The sequence below is a fragment of the Campylobacter concisus genome, from assembly GCF_015230015.1.
GTDB classification, from domain to species: Bacteria; Campylobacterota; Campylobacteria; order Campylobacterales; family Campylobacteraceae; genus Campylobacter_A; species Campylobacter_A concisus_AF.
The window spans coordinates 38,936-58,904 of the sequence record NZ_JAAKZC010000011.1 but is presented as its reverse complement, the minus strand read 5'-3'; the positions used below and the strand labels follow the sequence as shown (position 1 = coordinate 58,904).

The following is a 19,969-nucleotide window of genomic DNA, read 5'->3' as shown; positions in this document are numbered from 1 at the left end:
TCACTCCTCATTTTTTATATAAGTTAAATCATAGTGTCTAACACTATAATCATTTGTAGAAACATACTGTAAATGCCTATCATTTGGTATCGCAAACATTGCTCCAGCTATGGCTATTACTTTTTGGCCACCAGTAACGTCAAATACGATATCATCCTCTTTAAAGCCCTCTTTTTTAAGCTCTTCGTACGTATTTTCTAAAAAATCATAGACATTTTTAGCTTTTTCGAAGTCACCAGTACTCCTTATCTCTATAATTTTTGCAATCTTGCTACCAAAAATATTTTTCACACACTTTAAAAATTTATCCTTATCATTAAAGGATTGATCAGAGCAAGCGATGACTAACTTTGTGAGCCTATTTTTATGGTAGTCGATCGCAGTAAGAGGCATAAAATAGTTGTTAGATTTAAAGTCTTCAAGGCTTTTAAATTTTTCCAACTTTTCTTCTTCGCTTGAATTCGGACTTAAAAATAGCACCAATGCTTTTGCTTTTTTAGGTTCGTTGTTTATGCTTATCTCTACATTGGCAACATTTTTCGGGATTATTTGTTTAACTAGCAAGAATATTGCGATCGAGCCTAAAATTTGAACTAGCATAGTTCCATCTTTTGTACTCCAAGTAAAAATTTCTCCTCCAAAAATTTTATCTAACAATGTAGACATACCATCTGGTAGCCATGCAAAAAATACAGCCACTCCAGTTATTATCAAAAACGCCTTAACTCCCAAAAGCGAGCTTCCTAGAAGCGAAACAATTATTTTTTGAAGTTCTCTATTTTGGTACTTGTTCATTTTTTACCTTTATTAAAATTAATAAGTTTGAATTTTATTTAAATTCATATTTCATTTACTTAAAAAGAGTTAAGGCTTGCAAATTTAGTTAAAAATATTTCTAAAAAGAAACATTTAGCCAAAGCATACACCTTGGCTACTATGAACTAAAATTTCGCCGTGATACCCAAAGTCACTATAGGCTGTCCCTTTTTTAGGTCGCTACCATCTAGTCTTTGGCTCTGATAGCCGCCATATATATTAAGGTTTGCTCCCTTTGAGATACTTATAGATATAGGCACGCCAAAGCCGTATGTAGAGCCCTTGATATTTTTGATGGCATATAGATCATACTGAGTTTTGTCGTAAGACCCACTCACACCGACACTTAGCCACTCAGCCACTCTATAGCCGTATGTTGCTTGCACGCCGTATTCTCGCCAGTTTTTAAGATCACTGCCGACATCGCCGGTAACAAGGCCGTATTTGTAGTTTGTCTCAAGCGCTACAAACTGATTTTCAGATAGCTTTTGAGACCAGCCAAGTCCGCCACCTATCTCGAGAAATCTATGCGCATCCTTGCTTCTAACGCCAGCATGACCTGCTAAGCGGAAGTATAGCTCGCCATTAGCAGCTTGCACTAAGCCATATTTACCATCAAAGCCAAGAGCAAAAGAGGAAGCGCCCCATATGTCAGTACCTTTGTAGTAAGTATCTAGCGCGATGGCAACTTTGTCGTGATTAGTAGGTGCTATATTAGCTAGATTAGCAGCCTCACTAGCAAAAGCAGAGCTTACAACTCCTGCAACCATTAAAGATAATGCGATCTTTTTCATAAAAACTCCTTAATTTTTTTATTGACGCTTTAGCATCAACTTCGGAGGCAATTATAAAAAGTTTCGTTGTCATATATAGTCAATTTAGCGATTATTTTTTTATATACCAACTAAAAAATAACTAAAATGAAATGTATCTATGAATTAATGCTCGAGAACTATACTCGAAAGACCTGCCTATTTCAATCCCCTAGATCGGGGAAATTTGTATCAGATACGAAGACAAAGCTGATTATTTCAGTATGGTCTTAGTTAAGTTTCAATCCCCTAGATCGGGGAAATTTGTATCAGATTTGTTCACTGCGGTGACCCTGACGAAGAGGGACAAATGTTTCAATCCCCTAGATCGGGGAAATTTGTATCTAATAAACCATGGGAACAGAGCTATGGATGGGCGTTGAAGGAGCTGGCTTGTTTCAATCCCCTAGATCGGGGAAATTTGTATCAGATTTGTTCACTGCGGTGACCCTGACGAAGAGGGACAAATGTTTCAATCCCCTAGATCGGGGAAATTTATATCTAATAAACCATGGGAACAGAGCTATGGATGGGCGTTGAAGGAGCTGGCTTGTTTCAATCCCCTAGATCGGGGAAATTTGTATCAGATAGGGAAAAAGATTGGAAAGGAGCTGGTGTGCGCCACTTAAGTTTCAATCCCCTAGATCGGGGAAATTTGTATCTAATATTTTTTTAAAAGGATTAAAAATGAGAACTAGAGCTAAATTGTTTCAATCCCCTAGATCGGGGAAATTTGTATCAGATGTCCCAAAAAGATGCCTTCAGCAGAGCAAACGATATAATGTTTCAATCCCCTAGATCGGGGAAATTTGTATCTAATTGATGAGAATTGGCAACGTTTCGGCGATTGTTAAAGTTTCAATCCCCTAGATCGGGGAAATTTGTATCAGATCTCGTGCTAGTTGATTATTTCTATTTTTTTCCTGCTTTTAGGCTTCAATCCCTTAGACCGGGGAAATTTGTATCAGATTAGAGAGTTTCTTTGATAAACAATCTGAAGAGATAAATACGTTTCAATCCCCTAGATCGGGGAAATTTGTATCAGATCTTTAGGACGCTCAATCAACGGCTTAACCTTCTTTGTGGTTTCAATCCCCTAGATCGGGGAAATTTGTATCGGATTTTTATAAATGCTCCACTAGCACTTATTCAAACGGAGATGTTTCAATCCCCTAGATCAGGGAAATTTGTATCTAATATGAAAACAACTCTTTAACAATTACGACATCAGCTTTGTTTCAATCCCCTAGATCGGGGAAATTTGTATCTAATAAGCTTGCAAGAGCTTGCTTCTTATTTAGTTGCAGAGTCAGCGTTTCAATCCCCTAGATCGGGGAAATTTGTATCTAATCTGATTATTACAGCATGGCTCTCATTGATGAAGAATACTGTTTCAATCCCCTAGATCGGGGAAATTTGTATCTAATAGAAATAGCTTCATCATTACTTGCAGATATTTGTGAGGATGTTTCAATCCCCTAGATCGGGGAAATTTGTATCTAATAGCCCAAAAAACGATTGTAAATTAACAATGAGTTTTAAAAGAACTACTCTTTGCCGGCATTATATCACAAATGGCAAAATGTTCGAAAATGTGGCTAAAAAAATTTTTCAAATTCGCACTCTTTTGCTTATAGATAGCTTAAGATAGCGAATTTAAGGGCATTTATGTTCTCTACGCTTTGGGTGATCTCTGGCTTTTTGGACGAGGCTGTGAGTTTTGCTAAAATGCGTGCAAATTTATCCTCGCCTATGCTTATCTCGTGAGCTTTGAAATTTACGCCAAGAAAGGTGAATTCGCTATCTTTGTCGTGTAAAGACGTTTTGGCTTCGTTTAGGGATAAATTTATGGTCGCTAGAAAGTCTTTTAGTCTGGCAAGCCCTTGCTCACAGGCTTCACGTGAGCCAAAAAAGAGCACAAAATCATCTGCGTATCTTACAAACTCTATACTGCTATGCTCGAGAAATTTATCCATTTGATCAAGGTAGATGTTTGAAAGAAGTGGGCTTAAAACGTCGCCTTGATGGACGCCTTTTGTGTGAGAAGTATAGTCAAAATGCTCGAAGATGCCATTTTTTATCCAAAGCTCGATGAGCCTAATGATGCGTGTGTCTTTGATATTAGAGCGTAGAATTTCAAGCAGTTTTTCGTGGTTTATATTTTCAAAAAAGTCTTTTATGTCGGTTTTTAAGACAAAGTCGTGCGTCAAGCAAAAATCTCTGGCTCGAAAGATGGCGTTTGAGTATGATTTGCCACTTCGGTAGGCGTAGGAGCGGTTTGAAAAGCCCTTGTCAAAATAGCCTTAAAGCTCGCTAATAAGGATATTTTGTGCAAATTTATCTTTTAAAGATGGGATGGCTAGTTTGCGAAGCTCGTCTTTGTTCTCTTTGGGGATGAAAGCTCATTTTAAGGGCTGGGGCGAATAAGAGAGGTTTAAAATTTCATCCTTTAGCTCGGCGTAAAATGCCTCTGAGCAGAGATCATCTATGCTAAGTCCGTCAAGCCCTAAGGCTGTGTGCTTGAGCCTTTTTAATGCGTACTCAAATGAGCTTTTTGTAAAAATATCCTCTAAATTTAGATCAAACATAGGCTATACTTTTAGTGCTTTAGTGCTTGGTGCAAAAGCTAGCCAGTGCCACTTATGAAAGGCTAGATCTGCGTCACATCTATCTTGCCTAGTCCAAAAACGGTGCTTTTGCCAACGCCTGTGATAGTGGCTAGCTGTAAAAGCCCTGCTGAGCGCTCATCAAGGCCATAAACTCGCATCTTGCCTATAACGCCACCAAATTGCATCTTGGTGTGCTGGCGGTTTGAGTAGCGCTCAAGGTCGTAAAAGCTAAGCTCTTGCTCGAAACGCTCAAATTTAACTTCAAATTTATCCATCTGTGTGCCTGAAATGCCATCAAATCGCATGGCGATCTGGCGGATAAATAACCTAAAATCTATCTCACTTTTAACAAGGGTGTTCTTTTGTTTTATGCGAAGTGGGGTTTGAAGGCGGATCTCGTAGTCGCCTGCGGTGAAATTTGGCGTGAAATTTAGAGTTTCTGGCTCGGAGTTTAGTAAAAATTTAGTTTCAACCATTTTGCCATTTAGCGCGAAGTGGCTGAGCTTAAATTTATCTCTACTTGCGCCAAGGCCGATATCTTGCATATTTTTAACCGCTATAACTACATGAGGCAAGTAGCTAGTGGCATGCTCGAAAAGCAGAATTTTAAAGTCAAAGCTCGTTTGGCCAAGCTCGATATCTAGCCTGAAATTTGGCGTATCAGAGATGTTTTCAAAAAATTCATCATAAATACAGCTACCAGAAATGTCGCATGTACCGCACTCTTGACTGACAAAAGGGCAGCTGGCGTACCTTAGTGCGTGTCCGAAGGTGCCTCTAATAGTAGAGCCTATAAATGGGTAGGTGGGCTTTAAATTTGTACCGCAAACGGCTAACTCTAAATACTTTAGCATGGTTGCCTTTGAGATATTTTTTAAAATTATACTCTAAAAGAAGTTTTAGCTAGCTGGGGCACGCAAAATGGGCACTTAAGTGTCAGCATTTGACGCTGCAAATTTGTAGAATTTCGCCTATTTGTTAAAAAATAAATTTAAAGGATAAAAAATGCAAAAGCGAGATCAAAATATATTGTCTCATATAAGGCGAGAAATTTCTCTTTCAACAAGGGTCAAAAAAGATAAAAGTAGGTATAGCAGGAAGCTAAAGCATAAGTGCGCAGTGGGTTTAGGGTAAATTTATCATCTGCGACACAACCTGTCACGCCACTAGGTTAAATTTTCATCATAAATTAAATCAAAGGAGCGTAAATGTTAAGATACATCATAGGCGGCGTGGCGCTTGGGGCTATTGGTTTTGGGCTTGGTAAATATTTTAGTGAGAGTGAGCATTATTGCGATTATTTAAATAAATCCGCACAAAATCCAAATGGTGAGATAGATAAAAGCACCTTGCAAGATAAATTTTTAGAAATTTATGCAGGTATAGAAAATTTACAAAGAGCACTGCCTGCTATACTTGAAGAAAGTGGTCTTAGAAAATTTATAGGTGCTGAAAATGCTAAAGTCATAGAATTTAGCCAAGATGATGAAAAGTATAAATTTGCCCTAATCTGCTTAGTAAATAACAGCAAAAGAGATACTAGCTTTTTAGATAGCCTAAGCAACGTCTTAAGCAATATCTTGCTAAAGATAACGCAAAAAAGGGATGATAAAAAAGATGAGGATAGCTTTTTAAAAGTAGATGCACATCAAGCGGGACTTATATACGCGTTAGTCGAAGCTAATAATAAATTTGTAACCATGCTTCGCCAGATAAATGAGATGAAAGATATTGATGTGGTTTTGGACATTTTGCATGAGTGGATAGAAATTTATGAGAATGACTACTTTAAAAAGGCCTTTGCATGATCGGTTTTAATATCGAGCTCTTTTTTCGCATTTTGCAAGAAATGGCTCAAATCCTTTTAAAAATATCAATAAAAAAGAGGCTAGGGCCTGCAAGATGAGTACTAATGATAAATTTTTAAGAGCAAAAGCTTTTGGTAAGTCTTATGAGCTAGATCAAGCTATAAATGAACTTTCTCTTGTACTTTTTAAAGATGAGTTTATCACAAGAAATATCATTAAATTTAGCGCTCAAGGATTGGATGTTTATAGGTTTGTAAAAACAGATGATGATTTACAAATTTTAAGCGATCTTTCGTTTATGCTTAGATATATGCTCACAAATATGGTTGGAGAGCAGGCCAAAGATAAAGAGGAGCTTAAAGATTTATTTTTTACAGCTAGTATTTTGTTAAAAGGTGCCAGCTCTATACAAGAGCTAGCCTTCACTTTTAAAGATGTAGCTAGGTTTTATAAAAACTACTATGGTGGAAAGAGTGCATAGTGGCAAAAGAGGAAGTCTGGTTGTTTATGAATTTATTACTATTTAATTTTTATTAAACTTTTTGAGTGGTTTGACGATATAGAGAAATATATTTTTAATAAATATATAAACAAGGGGATATAGTGAGTAAAAGATCTTTATGTGATACAGCAAATAGATTAAGTAGTCTTAATTCTTATAAGGATTGTAATCTCTATATAGCCATCACACTTTACAGATTCGCCAAGATTAGAGATATAGCTAATTTTTCCTCATTACCATATAAATATAAAAGCCTTTATTTCAATATGCTTTGTGAATTAACAAAAGAATTTAGTAATACCACTGGGTTTAATGAATATCTATTGGATATAAAATCAAAACTTAAACTTGATAAGGTTAATAGGTCAATAAAAGGCGATAAAACAACCGATAAATTTTGCACAGTGATTGAAAATTTGATGCCTTTATATACTTTAATTTTAGAAAGTGGCTATATTTTATCTCTTACGTATAATTTTAATATATCTAAATGGATAAACTTTACTAGAAAAAAATTTACTTTAGACTTAGAAATTGCCAATCATTTAGAAAAAATATTGTTTTCAATAAAAAATAAAAAAATTGATATATTGCTTGATCTTTATAATTCTGCTGGTAGTTTTAAGTATCTGCAAGAAAGCATAAAATTTGAAGTAATGGCTATTATAAAAATATTAAAACATGAGCTTTTAGGCATAAGACATGTTGCAGTTATATCTACAATGAGTTCTGGCAAATCAACCTTTATAAACGCACTTTTAGGAAATGAAATCCTTCCTGAAACTCAGGCTGCCTGCACGGCGAAGATAACTTCCATATATGACAATGATGATTTTAATGACATTAGTGGAGTTGCATTGTATAAAAATAAAGTCGCAAAGACTAAAATCTCAAGTGATAGAAATACGGCTAAAATATGGAATGATGATAATAATATAGACAGAATAGTTTTTGAAGGAAATTTAAAAAATATTTTTAATCATAATCAAGTTGTAGCTATTCATGATACTCCTGGTACAAATTTTTCATCTGATGAAGAGCACAAAAAAATAACTCTAAATTTTTTAAAAGATACTAAGCTTGATGTAGTTATTTTTCTTATCAATGCTATGTATGCTGAAACCAATGATTTGCTTGATCTTTTAAAACAAATATTTGAAATAACAAAAAACAAAAATATTCAAATACTATTCGTACTAAACAAGATAGATGCCATTGATACACAAAGAGAAAGCCTTGACGAGATTATAAAAAATGCAAAAAAATTTATACAAAACATAGGTTTTGTAGATCCGATATTGATAGCAACATCTACAAAAGCTGCAAGACTATTTAAAATGGCTTTGGACAATACGGCATATAAATTTAGCGAAAATGAAGTTGATGATTTTCTGATATTCCTAAGAAAATTTGCAGAAGAAAAAAATACCCATCTAAAAAATTTCAAAATAAAAATTGATGCAAAGGAATATTTTAAAGAAGAAATATCCAGTGCTTTAAAAAATACAGATTTTCATAGTATAGAAAAAATTATAAATGGAGGTTACTGAAGTGGCAAAAGTATATTTGGAGCATAATCCTTTTTCTGGATGCACAAAATGTGAAATTGACGGAAAGGATGTAAGCAAGAAGGATGATTTTTTAAGGTGTTGGGGTGATCCTGATAAGTCATTTTTACAAGATTGGGTTGGTGACTTTTTCCAAAAATTACATAATGTAGAAAATGACGATGAATATGAAGTCGAGTTTTTTGGTTTACCTTCCGACTATAGAGATCTTGAAAATGTAAAGGATAAATTTTGTGAAGAAAATTCTAGTATTAAGATCAACCTTGTTCAAAAAGATGTCAACGTAAAGTCGTCAGAAGAAAGAGTTAGACAGCTAAGAGCTCTTTTTGACGAAATGCAGAAAAACTCACCATATGAGGAACTAAAAACAAAAGAGCTAAAAGAAAATTTTAGTAATGCACTAGGAGATGAAGAAGAGATAGGCGTGGTAGCCACTATGAGCTCAGGTAAATCAACCTTATTAAACGCCATACTTCACCAAGATCTATTACCTGCCAGAAATGCTGCCACTACCGCAGTAGTAGCCAAAATTTACAACGATAAAACTAAACACGAGTTTAGAGTAAGCGCCTACAATAAAAATGGAAAATTCATATGCAATGATAAAGTTGCTAGTCCTAAAATATTAGATGAGCTAAATAGCAATAGTGATGTAAGTGATCTAAGACTATTTGGCAATATACCAAATATAAAAGAGTATGGTTTAAGAGTGGTTTTAAGTGATACTCCAGGACCAAATAACAGTGCTAATGAGACTCACAAACAACACACTTACAAGCTAATAGGGAAAATTTATAAACCTATGATACTTTACGTGCTAAATGCTACTCAACTTCAAGTAAATGATGATAAAAATTTACTGAGTGACATAGCACAAGAGATGAAAAAATCAGGAATTCAATCAAAAGATAGATTTATATTCGTTTTAAATAGAGTTGATGCTCTGGACACCCAAAAAGGCGAAAATGCATATACGGCTGTTAAAACACTGAGAGAGTATTTGAAAAATTTTGGTATAGACAATCCTAAGATTTTTCCTATATCTGCTTATCTTTCAAGAATCGTTAGATTAAAGAAAGACAGTAATTTTTCGCTTAGCGATGATGAAAATGACTTTTTGGATACAAAAGGAAGACGTTTTATTCAAAATGAAGAAAGGCACCTATACCAATTTGCCCCATTATCAAACGAAGGGAGAAAAATATTAGATACCCTTATAAAAGCCGCTAAAGATAAAAATGATAATTTGACTTTTGCTGATATATGTAGTGGTGTACCAGCTCTTGAGATAGCTATAAATGAATATGTAGAAAAATATGCTATTAGACAAAAGATAAAGTTATCTATCAATACTTTTAAAAATTTTATAGAAGCCAAAGCGATTAAGGCAAAGAGTATAAAAAATATCAGCAAAAACGAAAAAAACAGAGATGAAGTTATAAAAACATTAGAGTTTATCGAACAAAAATTAGAAGACGGGCATAGAGCCAAGGCCATAGAGCAAAATATAAATAAATTTAACTTCACAAAAAGTGCAAATAAATTTTTAGATAAAGAAAGGAAAGACTTTAGTAAAATTATAGGTGAGCTATCTTCTGCGGGAAATGATATGGAGGAAACTGAAGCAAAACTATATCTTAATGCCGTTAAAGATCAGCTTGAACATTTTAGAACGAAATTTATAGCCCAGATAAACGACAATATCAATCTTGGTCTTTTAAAAGATATAGATGAGATGTATGAAGAGTATAAAAATTATGCAAATTCCATTATTTCAGAAAGTTCAAATTTTGGTAAAGCATTTGTGAATGAAATCTCGGTTGAGTCTATAGTAGACATAAACTTAGATATAAACAACACATTTGAATCGCTTAAAAAAACAATCAAAGAAGAGCATACTTATCATACTGGTAATAAAAATAAATCATTGTTTAAACCTTGGACATGGTTTGACGATGAATATAAAATTCATACATATACAACAGAAAAAGATACTTTTAACCCAGAAATTTTTGCAGATGAAGTACTTCAAGATATCTATAAAAACTTTTCTGCGGATATAGATGGTGTTAAAAATACAATCTCAGAAAGTGCAAAAATATTTAAAGATAAATTTCTTGATGACATCAAAAAACTTAAAAAAGCCATAAGAAACAACACCAGAAAGCAAATACATCTTCTAAAAAATAAAGACAAGCTAGAAGAGGCTGTAGTGCTAGAGAATAAAAACATTAAGTGGTTAGATGATTTTAACCGCAAATTAGATCGAATTTTAGAAATTTAAGGAGCACAAAATGGTTTCAAATAGTTTTAAAGAAAGTGTAAAAAATAAAAATATAGGCGAGATAAGAAGTATATTTTTTGTTATATTTTCAAGGAGATCAAGTTCAAAAGATATAACAGAATATTTGGATTATTGTCTATCTAATGGCATAAATAAAGATAGTCTTTTTGTAGACCACGATGGAGAATTACTTTTAGATGATGTAAAAAAATGGGATGCAAACTACTATGCAAGGCAAGTAGGAAAGATAGAAAACAATTTTTCAAAAGAACGGATTACTTTGCTTATGAAAATGTCAGACCATTTATTTACCAAAAAGGATCAAAAACAAGGCAAGATAGAACATAAGAAAAAAGATAATACTCTGATTTATGTAGCAGCTGGCACTATTGCTGTAGTGATAGCATTAATATTCTTTTTTTAAAATAGGAGAAAATAAATGGAAAATTTGGTTAAATATAAAGAAACAGATCTTTTGCAAGCTCTAAATATAGCTGATAATATAGTAAATAAAAAATATCTTACAGTTTTAAATGATTATCCTATAGTGCAAGCTAGGAACAATATAAGTAGTTCCGAAATAAATAAAATTTCGCGTTTTTATAAACTTGAACAATTTGTATTTGATAAAAGTGAAGACACAAGAGACAAGCTTGTAAGTGTATTTCAGTCTGTAGCATCAGTAAATGCTTCTTTGGTGTTTATAATAAATAGTAACAAAGAAAAGATAGATTATTACATCGGTGTAAAAAGCTTTGACAGAAATCCCAGCCAGGCTTCTGAGCTTCTTTATAAGAGTTTAAATGGAAATTTTCCTGGTATTGTTTTTAGTCAATATGAAAACATGAAAGACAAAAATGCCATAGTGCTAAATAAAAAAGACTTAGTCGAGCTTGAAGCAAATATTTTTGAAAGAGGCAAAAATGAGAATACTCAAAAAAGTGTATCAGCTATAACTGGAATAGCAGGATTAAGGGCGGAAAAATCAGCGGAATATAGATTTATCCAGGGTATAGAACGAGTGGCAGATGCTATGCATGGCGAACAATATACGCTAATGATAGTAGCTGATCCTATTTCAAATAACAATCTTTTAAATTTACAAAGAAATTATGAGAATTTATATTCGGCTATAAAACCTTTTGAAACTACTGACCTAACTTTTGGAGAAAATGAAAGCAAAAGTGTGACGCAAAGCTACTCTCAAAGCATATCTGAGGCTATAAATACTAGTATAGCAAATACCTTAAGCACAACAGATACTACGTCAGTAAGTAATTCGGAAACTTCTGGTGGGAATTTAGGCATTGGTTTTTTTGGCGTTAACAAATCGGTTAGCACTAACACTAGTGAAAGCTATAGTCAAACAGAAAGCAAAACTAAAACTACTGGCGAAACTAATACTGTTTCAGACACAAATGGCTTTTCAGATTCAGAAACAAAAGGAACTTCAAAATCTATACAAATAAAATTTGAAAACAAGGCTATAAGCGAAATTCTAAAGAAGATAGACTTGCAACTAGAGCGCTTACAAGCTGCAAATGATGTGGGTATGTGGAACGTAGCAGCATACGCCATAGCTGATAACGAGATAGACTCAAAGACCGTAGCCGCCTCGTATCAATCTATAATAAGAGGTGAGAATTCTGGTATCGAAAGCTCATCTATAACGACTTGGAGAGACGAGAATTTAATAAATGCCAAAGAATACATAAGAAAGCTTTGTCACCCCTTGATAAATTTTGAAGGCAAAGAGGTGCAAAGCTCATCTTTGGTAACTAGTAAAGAGCTTGCTATTCATGCAGGATTTCCGGAAAGAAGCGTAGCTGGCTTTGGTGTAAAAAATTTAGCAAGCTTTGGCAGAGAAGTAATAAGCGAAACAAAAAATACTAGAAATATAAAACTTGGTCAAATTTATCATATGGGTAAAAGCTATGAAAGCCTCGTAAATTTGGATTTAAATAGCCTTAGTGGACATACTTTTATAACTGGATCAACAGGAAGTGGCAAATCAAACACAATCTATAAAATACTAGACGAAGCAAGAGAAAAAAACGTTAAATTTTTAGTTATAGAGTCCGCAAAAGGTGAGTATAAACATGTATTTGGAAATGATAAAGGCGTAAGCGTATATGGGACGAATCCTAATTTAACTCCGCTCTTGCGCATAAATCCTTTTAAATTTACTTCAGAAATACATATATTAGAGCATCTTGATAGGCTTGTGGAGATATTTAACGTATGCTGGCCTATGTATGCGGCAATGCCTGCCGTGCTTAAAAAAGCCATTGAAAAGTCATATGAAAATGCTGGCTGGGATTTATCATTATCCGAAAACAAGATAGACAAAGAGCTTTTTCCAAACTTTATGGATGTTATGCAAAATGTCATTGAAATTATCAATGCCTCAGAATACTCGGATGAAAATAAAGGCAATTATAAAGGCGCGTTGGTAACCAGGCTCGAAAGCCTTACAAATGGACTTAATGGGCTCATTTTTTCAAGTGATGATATAAGCGACGATAGGCTTTTTGACGAAAATGTCATAGTTGATCTAAGCAGAGTTGGCTCAATGGAAACTAAAGCTCTGATAATGGGTATATTGGTAATGAAGCTAAGCGAATATAGAATAGCCAAGGGAGATATAAATTCTGAATTAAAGCACATCTGCGTTTTAGAAGAGGCACATAACTTACTCAAACGAACGTCTACAGAACAATCGTCCGAAAGTTCTAATCTACTTGGTAAATCGGTTGAAATGCTTGCAAACTCAATAGCTGAAATGAGAACATATGGGCAAGGTTTTATCATAGCTGATCAATCCCCAGGACTGCTTGATATGTCAGTAATTCGCAATACAAACACAAAGATCATTATGAGAACGCCAGATTTTAACGATAGAGAACTAATAGGCAAAGCAGCTGGCTTAACCGATGAGCAAATAGTCGATATAGTAAAATTTCCAAAAGGCGTAGCAGCTGTTTATCAAAACGACTGGATAGAAGCAGTACTATGTAAGGTAGATAAATTTGAAGCCAATGAAATAAAATTTCAAAAACCAGAAAGCTTAAAATACTCAAGCGGAATTGACAACGAGTTAAAAAACGAACTCATTAAAGCTCTTTTGTCTAATTTTGTAGACAAAAGAGCTGAATTTGACTTGAGTCATCTGTGGGGCAAGGTGCTTACCTCTCCTCTTAGATCAAGTATTAAAGCTAAGATTTTAACTTTGGCAAAAGAGAACAAGCCGCCAAAAGACCTTAAAGGCGTGCGAACTATCATAACCGAGTTGTTTAAAAACGCAAGCGAGGCAGTAAGAGAAGCTGCGTATGAGACTAAGGATATTAGTAATTTATCTGAAGCTATCGCTACAAATTTATGTTTAGATAGTGAATTAGAAGCTTATCAAACACTAATACTTCAATGCGTGATAAATGAAATAGGTTTAAGGAACAGAGAACTAAATGATTTGCCTTATGTTTGGAATGAATTTATAAGAAAAGGAGGCTTATAATGGCAGTGGAAGCATTGGCGTTAAAAGACATAGGTAAAGAGGTGACAAAACCTGATATTTTAAAAAATGTGGAGGTAGATAAAAGTGTAGATATAGATAAGCCGTTAGTTAGCCAAAGAGATAAACTAACTCCTATGACAGATGAATATAAAGAACAGCTAAAGGCAGAGACTGGTTGGTCTGATGAAATAATAGATGCCATAGGCTCACAAGAAGAGGCTGAGATATATAAAAATGCAGGGCTCATAGAGGCGGAAGTAAATGGTCAAAAATGCCTAATAAGAAATGATATAGATATGGATCAAAAAGATGAATTTGGTAGAACCAATAAAGAACGCATGCAAGAAGGCAAGGCACCTCTTGATAAAGACGGCAAGCCTATAGAGCTTCATCATATTGGCCAGAAGTCCGATGCTCCATTGGCGGAACTCAAGCGGGAAGAACATAGAGGCAAAGGAAACGATGCTATACTTCATGATAAAAACAAAGATAGTGAAATAGATAGAGAGGTATTTGCTACTCAAAGAACTGAACACTGGAAAAGTCGTTCAGATAATGCGTAAAAAGGAAAAATAATGAACATATTAGAAATAGTAAAAAATCTTAAAGACTTAAGATCCTTAGGTGGGGCAAATGAGACTCAAATATTAGAAGCTGAAAGTTTAGTTGGCATAAAATTTGCCGATGAATTTAAAGAGTATGCAAAAGAATATGGAGCCATATCGGCATATGGGCTTGAGCTTTGCGGGGTATGCAATAGTAAAAGGCTAGATGCAGCTAGCGTTACACTGGAGGAAAGAGAGCTAAACAAAAATTTTCCAAACGATATGTATGTGGTAGAAAATTTAGGTATAGACGGTATTTTAATACTGCAAAACGAAAGAGGTGAGGTATTTGAAATATCTCCAAATACTAAGCCTAAAAAAATATATAATAGCTTGGCTGATTATCTTTTAAATAGATAGATTTTTATATTGCGTTATGATTTTAGTTTATAACGCAATAATTTTTATATAAGACTTTAATTGATGAATAATGTATTAATCCTCTACAATCCATACTACCAAAGCGATGTTATCGAGCAGCATCTTAAAATTTTAAATGACAAGGGCAAGGTTGCCTTTGGCAAGATAAAGAGCATTCGACGAGATATGATAAATCCTTTTGAGGAGCAAATAGAGCAGTTTGCTCAAGAGTTAAGCTCAAGCGTCGATGCCAAATTTTTGCAGCTCTTTTTAACTGACTATTCAAATTTATTTGTAGCAAAGGTCACCTCTATCACAAGCGATGATATGAGCGAGATCGCACCGAGCTATTATAAAGAGAAAGGATTAGATGTAGAGAAGTGGTTTGTGATAAGTGACATAATGGAGCTAGCTAGAAACGACTTTGAGTGTGTTAGAGATAACTACCTAGCAAATTTCACGGTAAATGGTCACACATACGCAGTCTATGGCAACGCCTACGTCTATCCACTCATTATAGATACTAAACAAGGCATGAGCTATTTTGATGACGAGAGCAAATTCTATCCTGATGTTTATAAGAGTGATGAGTTTTTAGAGATCAAGAAAAATTTGACACGCTACTGCTTTGGGCAAAATTTGATAAATCTAATGCATCCAGACAGCATAGAAAATATCATCTCAGCCGAGATAGAGTATCTTGACAACATCTCTAACCCACTCTATGACTTTAGCTCGGTCGTAGTCAAATACTCAAAGACTATGGAGCAAGAAATTTATGCTTTTGCCAAAGCGCTTTTAAAAAAGCTCACAGATAAAAACCCAGCCATTCTAAAGATAGCCTATGAAGTTCAAGGGTCTAAATTTACGGTTGCTGATATGTTTAACAATAAACCGAATTTAGGAACCTATAAATTTCTTTTTAAAAACTATCTTGTCCAAGACGCACTAGAGGAAAATGTGCTTCAAGCCTATGTAACTAAAACCCTACCAAAAGTCATAACATCACTCCAGGACTTGAGAAATGAAACAGTCCACGCCAAGGCTCCTAGTCATGCAGACGTGACAAAACTAAGAGCTAAGATAATAGGTGTAGGAGAAGGCAGCGTACTAGCTAAACTAATAAAAGCTAGAGCTGAGGCAAATAAAATTTAGCCTACGCCTCTTGAGATCATAGCAAGTATGGTTATTTTGGCAGTGCATGTGTTTTTAACATCACTTGTAGTTCCAAAGACTATGTCACTATCTGGCTCAAGATGCTGTTCTATGATATTTATAGCCTCTGTTAAATCTGAAAATTCCATACTCTCCTCTATCTCAAACCAAGCTACCACAGATCTAACCGATACATCTGATGAAAAAAGTTTTTGCATGGCTTGTTTAGTAGCATTTTGGATAGCATTTTGCCCACTAGAAATGCCTCTAACGATCGCTGGCATGCCATTATTAGCCATAGTGCTTTTAATGTCGGATATGTCTAACCCTATGCTCGCAGAGTGGCCATTAAACTCTTTTATAAACATAGCACTACTAGCTATATCAACTAGGTCTTTGTCTATATCTTTTAAATTTTGCTCATACGAAGTAAAACCTTGAAAATTTGAAAGCTTTAGCTCATTTATATGATGATTTTCATCATTTATTATCTTTTCAAATGCACTAAACCTCTCTTTGTAGTAGCGCACTTTATTTCTATCTGCCTCATTTATTTTTACATTACTTGTTGCTTGATCTATGATCTCGGCTAAGCTCATATCCTCTCCTTTTTAAATTTGACAAAAATTTACACCATTACTCTGACAGGTTGTGTCGCGATCTGCTTTTAGGATAAAATAGCAAAAATTTTAAAAGGATTTAAGGTGCACTCTCACGACAAGATAGCCTTTAGGCTCGCTCAAATTTTAATAAAGCTAAATGACGGAGTAAAACTTAGCATAGATGAGCTCACAGAGGAATTTAGTGTCAATAAAAGAACCATTCTAAGGGACTTTGAGCGGCTAAATATACTGCCCATAGAAAAAGCAAATGGCAAATATTTTTTGGCTGATTACGCACTTGGCAAGCTTAGCTATAAAGATATCCAGGCATTTGCCATACTTAGTGGAGTGAAGTCCTTGTTTCCAGATCTAGACGATAAATTTATAAGCGATATCTTAAATGAGAAGCTAAACAAGGCCTATCTCATCAAAAATCAAGGCTTTGAAGACCTGCAAATCTCAAGAGAAGAGTTTGAAGCGATAAGCGCTGCTATCATTAAAAATAAGATAGTTGAGTGCTCCTATAACGCCAAATTTAGATCTCTAAAACCATATAAACTGATAAACAATAACGGCATCTGGTATCTGCTGGCAGATGATAGTGGCAAGCTTAAAAATTTCACTCTTTCAAAGCTTGAAAATGTAAAGATAAAAGATAGTACGTTTGAGCCAAATGAAGAATTTACAAACCGAATAAAGCAAAACGATACAAACTGGTTTTCGGACGTAAAATTTGAAGTAATTCTGGAGATAAAAAGTGAGGCCATGAGCTACTTTAAAAGAAAGAAATTCTTGCCAAATTTTAAAATAATAAGCGAGGATAAAGATAGGATCATCCTAAGCACAGAGGTAGCCTATGACGATGAGGTCCTGCGCGTGGTCAAATACTGGTTGCCATTTATCAAGATAAAAGAGCCTGAATATCTAAGGGTGAAATTTGAGAAATTGCTTGAAGAGTATCTAGAATGCAGTTGATAATTATGTAATATTTTTCGTTTATCTTTTTAAAGAAATACATGTTATTAATAAAACATTTTTATCTTTCTGATTAAAAATAAGGTCATTCATGGTCTATAATTTTAAGATATTTGTTTCGATTTCTAATATAGATACTAGCATTAAGTAATTTATAAGTATTACTATGTTATAGAACTAGAAATACCCTGATATATCGTGCTTCTGAAATAAAAGTCAAAAATTATTTACCACTTTAAACAACCTAGCCACCAAAATATCTTATAATACACGCAAATTTAAAAAATTTTAACTTAAAGGAGGTTAAGATGACTAAAATCAATTAAGAGTAAGGATTTCTTTTAAGTGTTTGAAAAAGATAACCCTTACGATATTGTTGGGACTTCTATTGTAATCGTTATCTACTTTCAAACTTCTTAAATAAAAAACCTTATAAGTAACTACCATATCGAAATAAAAGGCACACTATAGGTATGCCCATTTGGTGAGATAGCTATTGCTGTCTTTGTAAAATTTAAAAAGCTATAGGAGAAAAATATGGCTACCAAAAGAACACTTTTAAAGGACTTAAAAGTCATTAGAAAAAACGAGAAAAAAGAGGAGATTAAACAAGCATGTATTGAGGTCTTGTTTCCACAACAAGCAACACTCAAAGAGTGCAAGTTACTAATCGAAAAAAGTTTTAGCGTAAAGCTATCAAATAAGGAGTTTTCCAAATGGAGGAAAGAGTATGAGGCAACAAATGCCAATCAACCCTCTGATGCATGTCATATTCTCGTACCCAAAGAAGACAAAAAAGAAAGTGAGGAGCTAAGCAATGGCACTAACAATCAAGAGTAGCGATACAGCAGTTGCGGCAAATGCCGTAATTGCTCTACAAGAGCATATCGAAATGGGCAATAAGGCTAGTGAAAATATTAGAAATAATATTGAGCTTTTTAATAAAACTGCGGATAGTTTTAATGGAGATTTTAAAGAAAAAATAGAGCTAATAAAGCAAGGAAGTGCCGAACTTATAAGTGCAACAAAAGAGATTCAAAACAACTTTAAAAATACTCTAAAAGGTGCAGACAAAACTATATCGAAGATCAACTCATCTTTTAGCTCTTTGATGAAGAAGATAGTATCTGCATTAATTGCCTTTGTATTTATAGAAGCAATCTTCTTTTTTGGCTACTTGTTTTATGATAGTCATAAGACTAATGAAACCAAATCTGCACTACAAAGCAATCTAGATAAGGCACTTTATGATGTGTCTAGTCTTAAAGACTTTATCATCCATATCTACAACCAAGATAGCCAAAAAGCTAGTGAAGATTTTACTAAATGGCTAAACAAAAATGGTGACAGCAATATTTGGTAGTAAGCAAATTTTTCTAATAGCAAGACACATACAATGTATGACACTTCGTTTTCATACCTTGTATAATCTTGCTCTGCCGAGGTCTACAATGCGAGATATAAGAAGCGTTAAAACGCTTCATCTCGCTATCACATTTTATGAAAGGATATCATATGTCAAAAAATGTCAAGGATAAGGTGCTCTCCGCAAGGATCACTTATCAACAATACGATAAGCTATCTAAAATAGCTCTAGAGTTAGATATGTCAAGATCAGAAATCATTTCCTATCTTATAGATAATGGCACTGTAAATTCTGAATCTATAAAGAAGAAAGAGCTAGATTCGGCAATCATTACATATTTTGCTAGACCTTTTAATAACATTAATCAAATAGCAAAGAGACTAAATATAGCTTATAAGACTAGTGGTAATATAGCTTTAGAAGTGATACTACGAGCACAAGAAGATTTGTACAAAATTCAATCAGTCCTAACTGAAATTTTAAGCCTAATAAGGAGTAGCTATGATAGTTAAGATCTCAAAGGGAGAAAAAGGCGTAGCTGATTATTTAAAAACTGGTAAGAAAAGAGATTCAAAGCTAACTAGAGATGAAAAAGATGATAGATTGCCACTGGCTGGAAATTTAGATCTTATCGAGATGTCTGAAAGGCACCAGAGCAAGAAAAAGAATAAGAAACATAACTACTATCATATATCCTTGTCATTTACTTCAGAGGAGTGGAGCAGACTATATGAAAGTGGCAATATAGATGAGTTTATAATGGACTTTTTAAGGCTAACTTTCCCAAATCACGACATAGATGAGCTACTTTTTTATGCTTAAGCTCATCTGCCTATAATCAAAGAAGAGCCATATATTCCTCGTCCAGAAGGGGCGCTAGAAAACAGAGTATTAAATAAAAAACATAAAAATGGTGAACCGCTAAAAAGAGAGCCTCATATTCATCTGATAGTCTCTTTTGAAAATATGAAATTTACTCATAGCGTAAAAACT

General features: G+C 34.2%; 20 protein-coding genes, 1 pseudogene and 1 CRISPR repeat array. Of the genes and pseudogenes, 15 read left to right on the top strand and 6 right to left on the bottom strand.

What is annotated here, in order from left to right; all coding sequences use genetic code 11:
- The 5 genes and pseudogenes from G6W42_RS07050 to cas6 form a co-directional block, all read right to left on the bottom strand.
- On the bottom strand, positions 1–795 hold the full coding sequence (locus G6W42_RS07050; protein WP_194173472.1) for a TM1812 family CRISPR-associated protein: 795 nt from the start codon (positions 793–795) through the stop codon (positions 1–3).
- 146 nt (positions 796–941) lie between these two features.
- Positions 942–1,610 carry a hypothetical protein gene (locus G6W42_RS07045; RefSeq protein WP_194173471.1) on the bottom strand — a complete coding sequence of 223 codons (669 nt, stop codon included), beginning with the start codon at positions 1,608–1,610 and terminating at the stop codon, positions 942–944.
- A gap of 179 nt (positions 1,611–1,789) precedes the next feature.
- A CRISPR array of direct repeats spans positions 1,790–3,128; the repeat unit is 33 nt; unit sequence GTTTCAATCCCCTAGATCGGGGAAATTTGTATC.
- Positions 3,129–3,259: 131 nt separating this feature from the next.
- Positions 3,260–3,904, bottom strand: a pseudogene (locus tag G6W42_RS07040) (reverse transcriptase domain-containing protein); the annotation flags it as partial.
- 126 nt (positions 3,905–4,030) lie between these two features.
- Positions 4,031–4,216 (bottom strand): hypothetical protein, encoded by a 186-nt coding sequence (locus G6W42_RS07035; protein WP_194173470.1) that lies wholly within the window; start codon positions 4,214–4,216, stop codon positions 4,031–4,033.
- Between the two features lie 62 nt (positions 4,217–4,278).
- On the bottom strand, positions 4,279–5,091 hold the full coding sequence (gene cas6 / locus G6W42_RS07030) for a CRISPR system precrRNA processing endoribonuclease RAMP protein Cas6 (RefSeq protein ID WP_194173469.1): 813 nt from the start codon (positions 5,089–5,091) through the stop codon (positions 4,279–4,281).
- 151 nt (positions 5,092–5,242) lie between these two features.
- Here cas6 and G6W42_RS10675 point away from each other — a divergent pair, with 151 nt between their 5' ends.
- From G6W42_RS10675 to G6W42_RS06985, 10 genes are all read left to right on the top strand, one after another.
- Positions 5,243–5,371, top strand: a complete 129-nt coding sequence (locus tag G6W42_RS10675) for a hypothetical protein (RefSeq protein WP_275944654.1) — start codon at positions 5,243–5,245, stop codon at positions 5,369–5,371.
- Positions 5,372–5,445: 74 nt separating this feature from the next.
- Positions 5,446–6,045 carry a hypothetical protein gene (locus G6W42_RS07025; RefSeq protein WP_194173468.1) on the top strand — a complete coding sequence of 200 codons (600 nt, stop codon included), beginning with the start codon at positions 5,446–5,448 and terminating at the stop codon, positions 6,043–6,045.
- A gap of 94 nt (positions 6,046–6,139) precedes the next feature.
- Positions 6,140–6,526 carry a hypothetical protein gene (locus tag G6W42_RS07020; RefSeq protein WP_194173467.1) on the top strand — a complete coding sequence of 129 codons (387 nt, stop codon included), beginning with the start codon at positions 6,140–6,142 and terminating at the stop codon, positions 6,524–6,526.
- Positions 6,527–6,648: 122 nt separating this feature from the next.
- Complete coding sequence (locus G6W42_RS10750; protein WP_194173466.1) at positions 6,649–8,097, top strand: dynamin family protein; 1,449 nt, start codon at positions 6,649–6,651, stop codon at positions 8,095–8,097.
- Position 8,098: 1 nt separating this feature from the next.
- Positions 8,099–10,399, top strand: coding sequence for a dynamin family protein (locus tag G6W42_RS07010; RefSeq protein ID WP_194173465.1), 2,301 nt, complete (start codon positions 8,099–8,101; stop codon positions 10,397–10,399).
- 10 nt (positions 10,400–10,409) lie between these two features.
- Positions 10,410–10,823, top strand: a complete 414-nt coding sequence (locus tag G6W42_RS07005) for a hypothetical protein (protein ID WP_194173464.1) — start codon at positions 10,410–10,412, stop codon at positions 10,821–10,823.
- A 15-nt stretch (positions 10,824–10,838) separates the two neighbouring features.
- Positions 10,839–13,913 carry an ATP-binding protein gene (locus G6W42_RS07000; protein WP_194173463.1) on the top strand — a complete coding sequence of 1,025 codons (3,075 nt, stop codon included), beginning with the start codon at positions 10,839–10,841 and terminating at the stop codon, positions 13,911–13,913.
- Positions 13,913–14,476 carry an HNH/ENDO VII family nuclease gene (locus G6W42_RS06995; protein ID WP_103575581.1) on the top strand — a complete coding sequence of 188 codons (564 nt, stop codon included), beginning with the start codon at positions 13,913–13,915 and terminating at the stop codon, positions 14,474–14,476. Before G6W42_RS07000 ends, G6W42_RS06995 begins: the two co-directional genes overlap by 1 nt.
- A 12-nt stretch (positions 14,477–14,488) precedes the next feature.
- On the top strand, positions 14,489–14,878 hold the full coding sequence (locus G6W42_RS06990; RefSeq protein ID WP_103575582.1) for an SMI1/KNR4 family protein: 390 nt from the start codon (positions 14,489–14,491) through the stop codon (positions 14,876–14,878).
- Between the two features lie 63 nt (positions 14,879–14,941).
- On the top strand, positions 14,942–16,033 hold the full coding sequence (locus G6W42_RS06985; RefSeq protein WP_194173462.1) for an HP0729 family protein: 1,092 nt from the start codon (positions 14,942–14,944) through the stop codon (positions 16,031–16,033).
- Here the strand turns inward: G6W42_RS06985 and G6W42_RS06980 are convergent.
- A complete protein-coding gene (locus G6W42_RS06980; protein WP_194173461.1) occupies positions 16,030–16,632 on the bottom strand; it encodes a hypothetical protein in 603 nt (200 codons plus the stop codon). The genes G6W42_RS06985 and G6W42_RS06980 overlap by 4 nt on opposite strands.
- A gap of 105 nt (positions 16,633–16,737) precedes the next feature.
- On the opposite strand from G6W42_RS06980, the gene G6W42_RS06975 reads away from it, so the two are divergent.
- The 5 genes from G6W42_RS06975 to G6W42_RS10560 all read left to right on the top strand — a co-directional run bounded on the left by G6W42_RS06975 (position 16,738) and on the right by G6W42_RS10560 (position 19,798).
- On the top strand, positions 16,738–17,610 hold the full coding sequence (locus tag G6W42_RS06975; RefSeq protein WP_194173460.1) for a WYL domain-containing protein: 873 nt from the start codon (positions 16,738–16,740) through the stop codon (positions 17,608–17,610).
- Positions 17,611–18,147: 537 nt separating this feature from the next.
- Entirely contained in the window at positions 18,148–18,450 is a 303-nt protein-coding gene (locus tag G6W42_RS06970) for a hypothetical protein (protein ID WP_194173459.1), read from the top strand.
- The gene (locus G6W42_RS06965) at positions 18,428–18,973 is read left to right on the top strand and encodes a hypothetical protein (protein ID WP_194173458.1); all 546 of its coding nucleotides are present in this window, start codon (positions 18,428–18,430) and stop codon (positions 18,971–18,973) included. Before G6W42_RS06970 ends, G6W42_RS06965 begins: the two co-directional genes overlap by 23 nt.
- Positions 18,974–19,125: 152 nt before the next feature.
- Positions 19,126–19,488, top strand: a complete 363-nt coding sequence (gene mobC / locus G6W42_RS06960) for a plasmid mobilization relaxosome protein MobC (protein ID WP_194173457.1) — start codon at positions 19,126–19,128, stop codon at positions 19,486–19,488.
- Positions 19,478–19,798: a hypothetical protein gene (locus G6W42_RS10560; RefSeq protein ID WP_242042714.1), complete on the top strand. Its 321-nt coding sequence runs from the start codon at positions 19,478–19,480 to the stop codon at positions 19,796–19,798. Before mobC ends, G6W42_RS10560 begins: the two co-directional genes overlap by 11 nt.
- The last annotated feature ends 171 nt before the right edge of the window (positions 19,799–19,969 follow it).

Excerpts from the sequence above, each read along its gene's own strand:
- mobC (WP_194173457.1), top strand. The coding sequence starts at position 19,126 with ATGTCAAAAAATGTCAAGGATAAGGTGCTCTCCGCAAGGATCACTTAT.
- G6W42_RS07005 (WP_194173464.1), top strand. The coding sequence starts at position 10,410 with ATGGTTTCAAATAGTTTTAAAGAAAGTGTAAAAAATAAAAATATAGGC.
- G6W42_RS07025 (WP_194173468.1), top strand. The coding sequence starts at position 5,446 with ATGTTAAGATACATCATAGGCGGCGTGGCGCTTGGGGCTATTGGTTTT.
- G6W42_RS07000 (WP_194173463.1), top strand. The coding sequence starts at position 10,839 with ATGGAAAATTTGGTTAAATATAAAGAAACAGATCTTTTGCAAGCTCTA.
- G6W42_RS06980 (WP_194173461.1), bottom strand. The coding sequence starts at position 16,632 with ATGAGCTTAGCCGAGATCATAGATCAAGCAACAAGTAATGTAAAAATA.
- G6W42_RS07045 (WP_194173471.1), bottom strand. The coding sequence starts at position 1,610 with ATGAAAAAGATCGCATTATCTTTAATGGTTGCAGGAGTTGTAAGCTCT.
- G6W42_RS10675 (WP_275944654.1), top strand. The coding sequence starts at position 5,243 with ATGCAAAAGCGAGATCAAAATATATTGTCTCATATAAGGCGAGAAATT.
- G6W42_RS07050 (WP_194173472.1), bottom strand. The coding sequence starts at position 795 with ATGAACAAGTACCAAAATAGAGAACTTCAAAAAATAATTGTTTCGCTT.
- G6W42_RS06965 (WP_194173458.1), top strand. The coding sequence starts at position 18,428 with ATGGCACTAACAATCAAGAGTAGCGATACAGCAGTTGCGGCAAATGCC.
- G6W42_RS06995 (WP_103575581.1), top strand. The coding sequence starts at position 13,913 with ATGGCAGTGGAAGCATTGGCGTTAAAAGACATAGGTAAAGAGGTGACA.
- G6W42_RS06990 (WP_103575582.1), top strand. The coding sequence starts at position 14,489 with ATGAACATATTAGAAATAGTAAAAAATCTTAAAGACTTAAGATCCTTA.
- G6W42_RS10560 (WP_242042714.1), top strand. The coding sequence starts at position 19,478 with ATGATAGTTAAGATCTCAAAGGGAGAAAAAGGCGTAGCTGATTATTTA.
- G6W42_RS06985 (WP_194173462.1), top strand. The coding sequence starts at position 14,942 with ATGAATAATGTATTAATCCTCTACAATCCATACTACCAAAGCGATGTT.
- G6W42_RS07035 (WP_194173470.1), bottom strand. The coding sequence starts at position 4,216 with ATGTTTGATCTAAATTTAGAGGATATTTTTACAAAAAGCTCATTTGAG.
- G6W42_RS06970 (WP_194173459.1), top strand. The coding sequence starts at position 18,148 with ATGGCTACCAAAAGAACACTTTTAAAGGACTTAAAAGTCATTAGAAAA.
- cas6 (WP_194173469.1), bottom strand. The coding sequence starts at position 5,091 with ATGCTAAAGTATTTAGAGTTAGCCGTTTGCGGTACAAATTTAAAGCCC.
- G6W42_RS07020 (WP_194173467.1), top strand. The coding sequence starts at position 6,140 with ATGAGTACTAATGATAAATTTTTAAGAGCAAAAGCTTTTGGTAAGTCT.